11 protein-coding genes are annotated in these 11,765 nt (G+C 69.0%); 4 read left to right on the top strand and 7 right to left on the bottom strand.

Going from position 1 to position 11,765, the window contains the following annotated elements; genetic code table 11:
• Positions 1-31: 31 nt before the first annotated feature.
• The 4 genes from ACZ5U5_RS29330 to ACZ5U5_RS29315 all read right to left on the bottom strand — a co-directional run bounded on the left by ACZ5U5_RS29330 (position 32) and on the right by ACZ5U5_RS29315 (position 7,453).
• Positions 32-1,252 (bottom strand): GntR family transcriptional regulator, encoded by a 1,221-nt coding sequence (locus tag ACZ5U5_RS29330; protein ID WP_469027418.1) that lies wholly within the window; start codon positions 1,250-1,252, stop codon positions 32-34.
• A 336-nt stretch (positions 1,253-1,588) separates the two neighbouring features.
• Complete coding sequence (locus tag ACZ5U5_RS29325; protein WP_469027416.1) at positions 1,589-2,956, bottom strand: class I SAM-dependent RNA methyltransferase; 1,368 nt, start codon at positions 2,954-2,956, stop codon at positions 1,589-1,591.
• Between the two features lie 107 nt (positions 2,957-3,063).
• A complete protein-coding gene (locus ACZ5U5_RS29320) occupies positions 3,064-5,112 on the bottom strand; it encodes an APC family permease (RefSeq protein WP_469027414.1) in 2,049 nt (682 codons plus the stop codon).
• Between the two features lie 61 nt (positions 5,113-5,173).
• Entirely contained in the window at positions 5,174-7,453 is a 2,280-nt protein-coding gene (locus ACZ5U5_RS29315; protein ID WP_469027411.1) for an MMPL family transporter, read from the bottom strand.
• Between the two features lie 203 nt (positions 7,454-7,656).
• Between ACZ5U5_RS29315 and ACZ5U5_RS29310 the strand changes: the two genes are divergently transcribed.
• The 4 genes from ACZ5U5_RS29310 (at position 7,657) to ACZ5U5_RS29295 (ending at position 9,691) form a co-directional block, all read left to right on the top strand.
• Positions 7,657-7,986: an ArsR/SmtB family transcription factor gene (locus ACZ5U5_RS29310; RefSeq protein ID WP_469027409.1), complete on the top strand. Its 330-nt coding sequence runs from the start codon at positions 7,657-7,659 to the stop codon at positions 7,984-7,986.
• Positions 7,986-8,225: a hypothetical protein gene (locus ACZ5U5_RS29305; protein WP_397715665.1), complete on the top strand. Its 240-nt coding sequence runs from the start codon at positions 7,986-7,988 to the stop codon at positions 8,223-8,225. Before ACZ5U5_RS29310 ends, ACZ5U5_RS29305 begins: the two co-directional genes overlap by 1 nt.
• Positions 8,226-8,345: 120 nt before the next feature.
• The gene (locus tag ACZ5U5_RS29300; RefSeq protein WP_367045579.1) at positions 8,346-9,014 is read left to right on the top strand and encodes a potassium channel family protein; all 669 of its coding nucleotides are present in this window, start codon (positions 8,346-8,348) and stop codon (positions 9,012-9,014) included.
• Positions 9,014-9,691, top strand: coding sequence for a potassium channel family protein (locus tag ACZ5U5_RS29295; protein ID WP_469027405.1), 678 nt, complete (start codon positions 9,014-9,016; stop codon positions 9,689-9,691). Before ACZ5U5_RS29300 ends, ACZ5U5_RS29295 begins: the two co-directional genes overlap by 1 nt.
• A gap of 124 nt (positions 9,692-9,815) precedes the next feature.
• On the opposite strand, the gene ACZ5U5_RS29290 is transcribed toward ACZ5U5_RS29295, so the two are convergent.
• The 3 genes from ACZ5U5_RS29290 to ACZ5U5_RS29280 form a co-directional block, all read right to left on the bottom strand.
• Positions 9,816-10,550: a DUF3159 domain-containing protein gene (locus ACZ5U5_RS29290; protein ID WP_469027403.1), complete on the bottom strand. Its 735-nt coding sequence runs from the start codon at positions 10,548-10,550 to the stop codon at positions 9,816-9,818.
• Positions 10,551-10,553: 3 nt separating this feature from the next.
• A complete protein-coding gene (locus ACZ5U5_RS29285) occupies positions 10,554-10,952 on the bottom strand; it encodes an OB-fold nucleic acid binding domain-containing protein (protein WP_160507673.1) in 399 nt (132 codons plus the stop codon).
• Between the two features lie 89 nt (positions 10,953-11,041).
• Positions 11,042-11,725 (bottom strand): response regulator, encoded by a 684-nt coding sequence (locus tag ACZ5U5_RS29280; protein ID WP_469027400.1) that lies wholly within the window; start codon positions 11,723-11,725, stop codon positions 11,042-11,044.
• Positions 11,726-11,765: the final 40 nt, after the last annotated feature.

The raw sequence follows: 11,765 nt of genomic DNA, 5'->3' as shown, positions 1-11,765 counted from the left end.
CGCAGGAGAGGAATCAAGACGTATTCGGGAATCAAGGCATTGATGCGCTGCCGTAAGCCAGGTCGGCGGCGTCCCAGCCACAGGAGGTTCGTAGGGTCAAGCGGGGCCGCAGCCGTACCTGCCGCAGCTCAGCCTCTGGATCGTCCAAGCGGTGCAGCAGGGTCTCGACAGCCAGGGCGCCCATCCTGAACTTCTCCGGAGCCACCGCCGTCAGCGGCACGTCAGCGTCGGCGGCAAGGCTGTCGTCATACGAGACGATCGCAAGGTCCTGCGGCACCTGCACCCCCTCAGTTCGCGCGGCCCGCAGCAGCAGCCCCGATTCGAAGTCACCGAAGCACAGCACCGCCGTCGCGCCGGAGTTCCGCAAGGTGTGCAGCACTTCTAGGGCCAAGGGAGCCTCCGCCGAGCACCGCATCTCAAGGTGCGTATCGATTGGCTCCCAGTCGATACGTGACCTGGCGCGCAGATCGAGCGCCTCGACCGCTTGATCGAAACCCTCCGCGACGACCTGCGTGGGCGCAGCACCCAGTCGGCGAACCAGCCCCACGTCACGGTGACCGAGCCTGGCCAGGTGCGCGAGCGCGTCGTAAGCGCCGCCCGCGTGGTCGGTGTACACGTGCTCAGTCCGGTCCGCCGCCCCAGCCCGCGCCCACCGACGCTCCAGGTACACGGCCGGCACTGGCAACTCCTGGAGGCGCCGTGCCAGCTGGCCGGTGATGGGCACCTCGGGAGCCGAAGGCGTCAGCAACAGCCCTGCCACTCCGGCAGCCAACAGCTCCTCCACAGCGGTCACGGCGCCGGTTACGGCGCCGACGCCGTAGCCCGTGGTTCGCAGCACCATGGAGCAGCGGGCGGCGGACAAAGCGGCCTCGACACCCTTCAGCACTGGGGCGAAGTAGTACTCGGCCTCCGGCACGAGCACCCCGATACGCCGACGCTCCGAGGACCGGGGGTGTGCCCTGATACGCGGCAGCGCGATGACGAAGGATCCGGCACCCTGGCGGCGATCGACCAGTCCTTCGGAGACGAGTTCCTCAAACGCCCTGCGCACGGTAGTGACGGACAGCCCCGTGCCCGAGGCGAGTTCGATCTCCGTCGGCAGCTTCGCTCCAAGCGCCCATGTCCCGTCTCGGATGCCCTTCCGCAGCTGCTCTGCCAGCTTACGGAACTTCAACTCCTTTACCGCGACATCCCGTACCGCCAAATCACGAACTGCCGTCTCAGGCTCAGCCACCTCATGCACCGCTCGCATCCCGGCAGTCTGCCACGCTCCCCCGCCCGGGCCGACTGGCCTCCACGAAGGACCGCGAGGCGCCGCCGGTGTGGCTATGCCGACGAAGGCAGCGTGATCGTGCCACCACCCCACAAGTCGACGTTCCGTCTTCGTCTTCCGCCGGTCTACGGCTTCAGGGGGGTTGCTGCCGCGTCACGCGACACGGGCGATGGACCTCGTGCGACAGCGCTCGTTGAGGTCGCGCCAAGACCACCCCGTGAAGCACGGCAATCAGTGAAATGAGTTCCACATGGTGTACCCGCCCCAGGTCCCCAAACAGGTCGAGGAAACTCACCCGAACCAGAAAAGTCCAGGTCAGGTGGCCTTTTCTGCTGGCTCCAAAACAGCTACACACTCAACGTGCGAGGTCATCGGAAACAGATCGAACGCCCGCAGCGACCGCACCCGGTACCCGCCCTCGCGGAAGTACCCCAGGTCCCGTGCCAGCGCTGCCGGGTCGCAGGCCACGTAGGCGATCCTGCGTGCTCCCAGACCCGTCAAGTGTTTCACCGTCTGCTTGCCCGCGCCCGCGCGCGGCGGGTCGAGGACGATCAGGTCGACCTCCGTGATGCCGGTGCGCGGCAGGGTGGCCTCGACCTTGCCCTGTTCGATGCGGACGCGGTCGAAGGCGGCGAGGTTGTGGCGGGCGTCCTCGACGGCTCGCTTGCCGGACTCGATGCCGAGGACCGCGCCCTTGTCGCCGACCCGGTCGGCGATCGCGCCCGCGAACAGGCCCACGCCGCAGTAGAGGTCGAGGGCCGTGTCGCCCTTGCGGGGCGTGAGGCCCTGCATGACGGCGAGCATCAGGGTCTCGGCGGCCTTCGGGTGGACCTGCCAGAAGCCGCCGTTGCCGACGCGGTAGGTGCGGCCGTCGGCGCGCTCGCGCACGAAGGGACGGCCGTGGACGCGATGGATGCCGCCGTCCTGTTCGGCGACCCGGAGGACCGAGACCGGCTTGTCCAGCTCCACCAGCGGCAGGCGCGCGCCCGGCTTCGGTTCCAGGATGACCTGGCGGTCCTGGGAGCCTGTCGCTGCGATCGCCTCTACCGACTCCATGCCGGCCCAGTCGTGCTTCTCGATGCCGAGCTCGGAGACCCCGGGAGCGGCGATCATGCAGTGCTCGATGGGCTCGACCTCGTGCGAGCGGTGGCGGCGCAGGCCAGCGTTGCCGTCGGGGTCCACCGCGTACTGGACGCGGGTGCGCCAGGCCGGGACCTCGCCCGGGGGCAGCTTGTCGCCCTCGGCCGGGACGACCGTGCCGTCCCAGCCCGCCTCCTCGGGGGTGAGCCCCGCGAGGCGCTGGAGCTGCTCGGTGATGACCTCGCCCTTGAGGCGGCGCTGTGCGCCCGGCTTGGCGTGCTGCCAGTCGCAGCCGCCGCAGCGGCCGGGGCCGGCGTACGGGCAGGGCGCCTCGACGCGGTCCTTGGAGGGATCGAGGACCGTCACCGCGTCCGCGCGCAGGAAGCGGGACTCCTCGTCACCGTCGGTGACGCGCGCGATGACCTTCTCGCCGGGGAGCGTGTGCCGGACGAAGAGGACGCGGCCCTCCGCCGTGCGGGCGACGCAGTGGCCGCCATGGGCGACCGGGCCCACCTCGACCTCGTACTCCTGCCCGATGAGGGAGGCCGCCTGCGAACCCTCCTTCGAGTTCCCCGCCTGCGATTTCTTCGGTTCTGCCTGCATGGCGGGGTGACTCCACTACGTAAGGGGGCATCGGCCGAAAGGAAACGGCCGGACAACAGCCCACCAGTCTACGTGGGTGTGGTCCGGCCGCTCACCAACCGCGGGGGTCAGGCCTTGTTGCTGGGCTCCTTGGGGCGCTTCTCCACCGGTCCCCGGCGCACCGCACCCGGCGCGTTCCACTCCGACCGCTTCCGGGCCCGCTTCTTCGCGGCCTCGGAGGAGTCGAGCTGGTAGGGGACGGAGGTGACCATCACGCCGGGAGTGAAGAGCAGGCGGCCCTTGAGCCTGAGCGCGCTCTGGTTGTGCAGCAGGTGCTCGTACCAGTGGCCCACCACGTACTCCGGGATGATCACGCTGACCACGTCGCGCGGGCTCTCCTTCCGGAGGCCCTTGACGTACTCGATGATCGGCCGGGTGATCTCGCGGTAGGGCGAGTCGAGGATCTTCAGCGGGACGGTGATGCCGCGCCGGTCCCACTCGGCCCGCAGGGCCTTGGTCTCCGCCGGGTCGACGTTGATGCTCAGCGCTTCGAGGGTGTCCGAGCGCATCAGCTTGGCGTAGGCCAGGGCGCGCAGCGTCGGGCGGTGGATCTTGGAGACCAGGACGATGGAGTGCACGCGCGATGGCCGCACGCTGTCGTCGGAGGGGGTGTCCGGGGCGGCGATCTCCTCGGCCACGCGGTCGTAGTGGCGGCGGATCGCGGACATCGTCGCGTAGAAGATCACCATGCCGAGCAGGGCGACCCACGCGCCGTGCGTGAACTTCGTGACGAGTACGACGACCAGGACCATGCCCGTGAAGAAGGCGCCGAAGGTGTTGATCGCCCGCGAGCGGATCATGTGGCGCCGCTTGGCCTGGTCCTTCTCCTTGCGCAGATGGCGGTTCCAGTGCCGGACCATGCCGATCTGGCTGAGCGTGAAGGAGACGAAGACGCCGACGATGTAGAGCTGGATCAGGCGGGTCGAGTCCGCGCCGTAGATGACGACGAGCAGGGCAGCGGCGCCCGCGAGCAGCACGATGCCGTTGGAGAAGGCGAGCCGGTCGCCGCGGGTGTGCAGCTGACGCGGCAGGTAGCGGTCCTGCGCGAGGATCGAGCCGAGCAGCGGGAAGCCGTTGTACGCCGTGTTGGCCGCGAGGAAGAGGACAAGGGCGGTGGCGGCGGCCAGGATCATGAAGAGGAAGCTGCCGTGGCCGAAGACCGCCTCGGCGACCTGGGAGATCACCGGGTTCTGCACGTAGTCGGCGCCGACCGGGACGCCGTTGTGGAACAGGTCCTTGCCCGGGTACTCGGCCATGCGGACCTTGGTCGTCATGGCGAGCGCGATGATGCCGCAGAACATGGTGACGGCCAGGGCGCCCATCAGGGCCAGGGTGCTCGCGGCGTTCTTGCTCTTGGGCTTGCGGAAGGCCGGGACTCCGTTGCTGATCGCCTCGACGCCGGTGAGCGCCGCGCAGCCGGAGGAGAAGGCCCGCAGGAGCAGGAAGACGAGCGCGAAGCCCGCGAGGCCGCCGTGCTCGGGCTTGATCTCGTAGTCCGCAGTGGGCGCCTTCATCGTCTCGTCCAGGACGATGCCCCGGAAGGCACCCCAGGCGATCATGATGAAGACGCCGGCCACGAAGACGTACGTCGGGATGGCGAAGAGTTTCCCGGACTCCTTCACGCCGCGCAGGTTCATCACCGTGAGGAGCACGATGACGGCGACGGCGCAGAGGACCTTGTGCTCGACGACGAACGGGACCGCCGAGCCGAGGTTCTCGATGCCCGAGGAGATCGATACGGCCACGGTCAGGACGTAGTCGACGAGCAGCGCGCTCGCGACGGTGAGTCCGGCCTTGGGGCCGAGGTTGGTGTTGGCGACCTCGTAGTCGCCACCACCACTCGGGTAGGCGTGCACGTTCTGCCGGTACGACGCGACGACGGTGAACATCAGCACGACGACCGCGACAGCGATCCAGGGGCTGAAGTGGTACGCCGACACACCCGCGATCGAGAGGACTAGGAGCACTTCCCCCGGCGCATAGGCGACGGAGGAGAGCGGGTCGGACGCGAACACGGGTAGAGCGATGCGCTTCGGCAGGAGGGTTTCTCCGAGCCGGTCGCTGCGCAGTGCGCGCCCGATGAGGATCCGTTTGGGCACGTCGGTCAGTTTGGACACGCAGAGGATCGTAAGCGTTCGAATGGGTGCCCGCCCACCCACCACCCCCTAACCGCGCCGGTTAGCCACGACGCGCCGCCGGGGGCTCCGCCCAATGCCCGGAAAGCGGACGGCCGTCGGCGGTCTGCGGTGCCTCCGGCACCTCCCGCGCCCCGTACCGCTCGGCCGCCCGCTGCTCGGCGCGGTGGATCGCGCGGGACGGCCACCAGGTGGCACGCCCCAGGAGCAGCAGCGCCGCCGGCAGGATCATGATGCGGATCACGAACGCGTCGAGCAGGACGGCCGCCGCGAGGACGAAGCCCATCTGCTTCATCTCCAGGATGTGCAGCATCACGAAGCTCGCGAAGACGGTGACCATGACGATCGCGGCACTGGTGACGACCTTGGCCGACGAGCCGATGCCCTCGATGACGGCCTGCCGGGTGGGGACGCCGTTCAGGGCGGCCTCCCTGATCCGGCTGACGACGAACACCTGGTAGTCCATCGAGAGCCCGAAGAGGATCACGATGAGGAAGAGCGGCACCCGCGAGGAGATCCCGCCGAGCGAGACGAACGAGAGCAGTTCCTCGGCCCACTGCCCCTGGAAAACCAGGACGAGCAGTCCGAGCGCGGAGGCGGCGGAGAGCAGGTTGAGCACGATGCCGAGCAGTCCGAGGACGACCGAGCGGAACGCGATGACCGTCATGGCGAAGGTCATCAGGAGCAGGAACCCGAGGACGAGCGGCAGCTTCTCGTTCTGGTGCTCCACATAGTCCGTGCCGTGCGGCACCTCGCCGGTGACGGCCGTCTCGACGCCGGGCAGCTTGCCGACGGTGGCGGGGAGATGGTCGTGGCGGAGGTGGTCGAGCGAGTCCTCGGCCTTCTTCGAGTACGTCGGGTGTGTGGCGTTGAGCTCCAGGGTGGTGGTCCTGCGGTCCTCCGAGGAGCGCAGGAGCGGAGCACCGGAGGGGTGCGAGAAGAGCGGGTCGGCCTTCGCCTCGCGGTCGAGATCCGTCAGGGCCTGCCGCACGTCGGCGGCCCGCGATGCCTCGGCCCGCACCACGACCAGGTGCCTGACGCGCTGCTCCGGGAAGGCGTCGAGCAGCCTGTCGTACCCCTTCATCGCCTCGATGTCGCGCGAGAAGCTGTCCCGCGCCGGGTTCTTGAGGTTCATGTTCAGTGCGGGCAGCGCGAGCCCCAGCATGATGAGGACCGACAGGCACAGGGTGAGCGCGGGGCGCTTGCGGGCGGGCGCGAGCAGCGCGTTCCAGGCGCGGCCCGGCTTCTTCTCGCCGTACGTCGTGCGGACCGGCTTGCCCCGCGCGAGCCGCTTGGCGGCGCGGCGCTCGGTACGGCGGCCGAGCTTTACCAGGAGGGCGGGCAGCACCGTCACCGAGCTGACCACGGCGACGGCGACGACCAGGATGGTGCCGGTGGCGAGGGAGTCGAAGATGACGTCGCCCGCGAGGTAGAGGGCGGCGGTGGAGACGATCACCGCGAGCCCGGAGACCACGATCGCGCGGCCCGCGGTGGCCGCGGCCGCCTCGACCAGCGCCTCGGAGGTGAGGCGGCCGCCCGCGCGGGCCCGCTCCTCGCGTTCGCGCTTGAGGTAGAAGAGCGTGTAGTCGACGCCGACGGCCATGCCGATGAGCAGGATCATGCTCATCCCGACGCCGGTGTCCGGCAGCAGGTGCGAGGCCAGCATCGCCAGGCCCATAGTCGCCATGATCGAGGTGACCGCGAGCAGCAGCGGTACGCCGACCATGACGACCGAGCCGAAGACCACGGCGAGCGTGATCAGCGTGATGGGCAGCGTGATCGCCTCGGAGAACTGCAGGTCCTTGTCGCGCTGGTCGTCGACGCCCTTGCTCACGGAGGCGTCGCCGGTCTCCTCGATCACCAGTCCCGGGTGGACCTTCGCGGCCTCCTCGGTCTGGGCCTGGAGCGGAGGGACGCTCTCCTGGTCTTCCTGTTCGGAGCCGTTCAGCTCCACCTGGACCCGCAGGACCCGCCCATCGGCCGACTTCACCGGCGCCGCCACCGAGGCGACCTCCGGCAGCGACTTCATCCGGGCGGTGACGTCCTTCACGGCGGCGTCGGCGGCCACCTTGTCGAGCGGCCCCGACTCGGCGCGGATCAGCACCTGCTCCGTGGGCCGCAGCTGGACGCCGCCCTCGGTCGCCAGGGCCTCGGCGCGCCCCGCCTCCCCCACGCGGTAGTCCGCGCTGCTCGCGCTGTTCATGCCCGCGGCTATCCCGCCCCCCAGGCAGAGCACCACGAACACCAGCCAGCCGATGATCGCGCGCCCCGGATGCAGCGCGCTCCATCTGGCCACGCTCACCGTGGCCGATCGCTTCCCCATGACCATCCCCACCCCTTCGCCATCTCCTGGCGTTCAGTCCTTCATGTGTAAGTGGAGACTGACAGGTGAAGGAACGAGCCGTCAACTGTCATTCACGGCTGGGCATGAGCGGATTGACAGTGGTTCCCGTCATGCGTAAGTCTTGGCTGACAGGTTTCGGGACCAGCGCGAAGACGGCTGGCAGACCAGCGATAGGGCGGGCCATGGACAGCGAAGAGCTGCTCGCCTTTCTCTCCGCCGTCGGCCACGCCCAGCGGATCCGGATCATCACCGAGCTCGCCCCGGGGCAGCTGTACGTCAGCGAACTGGCGCGGCGGCTCGGCGTCTCCCGGCCCCTGCTCTACATGCACCTCGAACGTCTGGAGAAGGCCGGTCTCGTCGTCGGCCGCCTGGAGCTCTCCGACGACGGCAAGGCGCTCAAGTACTTCGAACTGGCGCCGTTCGACGTGCGCCTGAACGTGGACACGATCCTCGCGGCCGTCCGGGAGGACGCGTCCGACGAGGCCGGCAAGCACTCACCTGAGGGGTCTTAATGGACGACGTGATCATCCCGGTCGCCTTTTTCCTGATACTCGCCGGCGCGGTCGTGGCGGTCGCCTACTTCCAGTCGCAGCGCAACCGCGAGCGTGACCGCCAGTGGGCCGAGGCGATGGAGCAGTACCGCGAGGTCGTCGAACGCGCCAGGTCCGAGCAGGAAGCGGCGCGGCTGCAGATCGTCGAGCTCAGCTACCGGCTCAAGAACGTCGAGGGCCTGCTGCGCAGCGTGGACTGAGCACCGGCAGGTGCACGGGGGTGCCCACCGCGGACCGTGCGTGTGTAGCTTGGGCGTCGGTCTGAGACGCTTTTACCGTTCAGCCTGAGCAAAAGTATTGACACAGCCGGAAGGACGGGCGTGCACATCGTCATCATGGGCTGCGGGAGAGTCGGATCCGCTCTCGCGCAGACCCTGGAACAACAGGGGCACACGGTCGCCGTGATCGACCAGGACCCCACCGCCTTCCGCCGTCTGGGCTCTGGCTTCGGCGGCCGTCGCGTCACCGGCATCGGCTTCGACCAGGACACCCTGCGCGAGGCCGGCGTCGAAGAGGCGGGCGCCTTCGCCGCGGTCAGCAGCGGCGACAACTCGAACATCATCGCCGCCCGCGTGGCCCGCGAGATGTTCGGCATCGAGAACGTCGCCGCCCGCATCTACGACCCGCGCCGCGCCGAGGTCTACCAGCGCCTCGGCATCCCCACCGTCGCCACGGTCCGCTGGACCGCCGACCAGATGCTGCGCAGGCTGCTGCCCTCCGGGGCCGAGCCGCTGTGGCGCGACCCCACCGGCGGCGTGCAGCTCGCCGAGGTGCACGCGTCCGCGTCCTGGATCGGCCACAAGATCAGTGAGCTGCAGGAGGAGACCGGCGTCCGCGTGGCCTTCCTCACCCGGCTGGGCGAGGCGGTCCTGCCGACCTCGCAGACGGTGCTCCAGGAGGGCGACCTGGTGCACGTGATGATGCGCACCGACGAGGTCGAGAAGGTCGAAGCGGCGTTCGCCGAAGGCCCCGAGGAAGGCGGTCACTGATGAGGGTCGCCATTGCCGGAGCAGGCGCGGTGGGACGTTCCATCGCCGGTGAGCTCCTGGAGAACGGGCACGAGATTCTGCTCATCGACAAGGCGCCGACCGCCATCTCGGTCGAGCGCGTCCCGCAGGCCGAGTGGCTGCTCGCCGACGCCTGCGAGATCACCTCGCTCGACGAGGCGGCGCTCCAGCGCTGCAACGTGGTGATCGCCGCGACGGGCGACGACAAGGTCAACCTCGTCGTCTCGCTGCTCGCGAAGACCGAGTACGGCGTCCCGCGGGTCGTGGCCCGCGTGAACAACCCCAAGAACGAATGGCTCTTCAACGAGTCCTGGGGCGTCGACGTCGCGGTCTCGACCCCGCGCTTGATGTCCGCGCTCGTCGAGGAGGCCGTCAGCGTCGGTGATCTCGTACGCCTGCTGCGCTTCAGCCACGGCGACGCGAACCTCGTCGAGCTGACCCTGCCTCCCGAGTCGGCGCTCGCGGGCACGACGGTCGCCGACGTCCAGTGGCCCCAGGACACCTCGCTGGTGACGATCATCCGCGGCACGCGCGTCCTCGCGCCGACCCCGGACGACTCCCTGGAGGCGGGCGACGAGCTTCTCTTCGTGGCGGCGCAGGCCCGCGAGGAGCAGCTGGAGGATCTGCTGTCGGTGCGGAAGGAAGAGACGGCAGGCTAGCCAGTGGCGCGCCCTGAAGGGGCGCGGGGAACTGCGCGACCAGCCACGACGAACCCGCAGCGTTCTACGTAGATGGGGCGCCCGGAAACTTCCGGGCGCCCCATCTGCATACAGAAAACGCTGCTCAGGCCTCGCGGCTGCGCGCCGCGGCCTTGCGCTCCTCCTCCTCCTTCTCGGCGGCTTCCATCTCGGCGAAAACGTCGATCGGCGGCGGAGCCTTCGCCAGGAAGACCCAGGTCAGCCAGACGGCGAGCAGGAAGGGCGGGATCTTCAGGGCGATCAGGACCCAGCCGAACTGGGTGGTGTCCGCCCACCAGTAGAGCGGGAAGAGGATCGCGCACTTGGCGAGCAGGATCAGGCCCCAGGCCCAACTTGCCTTGGTGTACGCCTTCTTGCGGCCCGGGTTGCGGGTCCGCCAGGAGAGGTTCTCCTTGAAGACCGGGCCGAGGATCAGGCCGATCAACGGGACGCCCGCGATGGCCGTGATGATGTAGGCGAGGGCCAGGCCCAGCGTGTAGAGCATGCCCGGCAGGTAGAAGTCCTTGGCGTTGCCGGTCATCATCGCGAAGACGACACCGAAGGCGACCCCGAAGACGCCGCTGAAGGCGTGCTTGACGGTGTCCTTCATGACCAGGCGGACCGCCACGAGCACCAGGGACACCGCGAGGGCCGCGATGGCCGCCATGTGCAGGTCCTTGTTGATCGTGAAGATCGTCACGAAGAGGAGGCCCGGGACGACGGTCTCCACCATGCCCCGGACGCCGCCGAAGGCCTCGAAGAGCGCGGCCTCGGTCACGGCCCGGGAATCTGCGTCCTGATCCGTGCTTCCTTGGTCCGTCGGCTTGTCGAGGGACGTCACCGGCTACTCCCGTCCGAGGGGTCTGAGTTCGTATTTCGGGTTGAAGAGCACCCGGCGGCCCCGGCTCATCGAGATCCGGCCGGACGCGATCAGCCTGCGCCCCGGCTCTATCCCCACGATGGAGCGCCTGCCGAGCCACACCACGTCCAGAGCCGCGGAGCCGTCGAACAGCTCCGCCTCCAGGGCGGGTACGCCGGCGCGTGGTCGCAGGGTGACCGTGCGCAAGGTACCAGTAACCGTGACTATCTGGCGGTCGTGGCAGTCTCCGATACGGGTGCATCCAGCCGTCTCGGCATCCTCGCGCAGCTCCTCCGACTCCAGATCCTCCTGGGAGGAGGACAGCCGGTCGAGCATGCGCCGGAAACGGCCTGCCGGCTTCTCGGAACCAGGAACAGCACTCATACAGGAAGCGTACCGGGGGTCGCCGACAGCGCCGCAATGGGTGCGCTCATCTGTGCTTATGCCCGCTCAGCCCCGCCTTGACCCTTGACTCATCGCTCGAACCTGTAACCCATTCCCGGCTCGGTGATGAAGTGCCGCGGATGCGCGGGGTCCGCCTCCAGCTTGCGGCGCAGCTGCGCCATGTAGACGCGCAGGTAGTTCGTCTCCGTACCGTACGAAGGGCCCCACACCTCCTGGAGCAGCTGCTTCTGGCTGACCAGGCGGCCGGTGTTGCGGACCAGGACTTCCAGGAGGTGCCACTCGGTGGGCGTCAGGCGCACGTCGCGCCCGTCGCGGTTGACCTTCTTGGCGGCCAGGTCGACCGTGAAGTCCTCCGTGTCCACCATCACGTCGTCCTCGCCCGCTCCGATGGGCTCGGCCCTGCGGATGGAGGCCCTCAGGCGGGCAAGGAGCTCGTCCATGCCGAAGGGCTTGGTGACGTAGTCGTCGGCGCCCGCGTCGAGCGCCTCGACCTTCTCGTCCGAGCTGTGCCGCGCGGAGAGCACCAGGATCGGGACGCGCGTCCAGCCGCGCAGGCCCCTGATGACCTCGACTCCGTCCATGTCGGGCAGACCGAGGTCGAGCACGATCACGTCGGGGTGGCGAGCGGCGGCGAGCTGGAGCGCGGTGGCCCCGTCCGGGGCCGCGTCCACGTCGTACTTGCGCGCCTTCAGGTTGATCACGAGGGCGCGTACGATCTGCGGCTCGTCGTCGACCACGAGCACCCGGGTCATCGGTACCTGCCTTTCGAGCTTGTCGGTTGTGGCCGTTGGG

Source organism: Streptomyces sp. NPDC033177 (assembly GCF_055577715.1).
Note: the sequence above shows the minus strand (reverse complement) of the source record. Positions and strands in the feature narration are given on the sequence as shown.

Coding starts and splice junctions, on each gene's coding strand:
- ACZ5U5_RS29315 (WP_469027411.1), bottom strand. CDS start 7,453: ATGGGGAAGCGATCGGCCACGGTGAGCGTGGCCAGATGGAGCGCGCTG.
- ACZ5U5_RS29305 (WP_397715665.1), top strand. CDS start 7,986: ATGGACGACGTGATCATCCCGGTCGCCTTTTTCCTGATACTCGCCGGC.
- ACZ5U5_RS29295 (WP_469027405.1), top strand. CDS start 9,014: ATGAGGGTCGCCATTGCCGGAGCAGGCGCGGTGGGACGTTCCATCGCC.
- ACZ5U5_RS29310 (WP_469027409.1), top strand. CDS start 7,657: ATGGACAGCGAAGAGCTGCTCGCCTTTCTCTCCGCCGTCGGCCACGCC.
- ACZ5U5_RS29285 (WP_160507673.1), bottom strand. CDS start 10,952: ATGAGTGCTGTTCCTGGTTCCGAGAAGCCGGCAGGCCGTTTCCGGCGC.
- ACZ5U5_RS29330 (WP_469027418.1), bottom strand. CDS start 1,252: ATGCGAGCGGTGCATGAGGTGGCTGAGCCTGAGACGGCAGTTCGTGAT.
- ACZ5U5_RS29325 (WP_469027416.1), bottom strand. CDS start 2,956: ATGCAGGCAGAACCGAAGAAATCGCAGGCGGGGAACTCGAAGGAGGGT.
- ACZ5U5_RS29280 (WP_469027400.1), bottom strand. CDS start 11,725: ATGACCCGGGTGCTCGTGGTCGACGACGAGCCGCAGATCGTACGCGCC.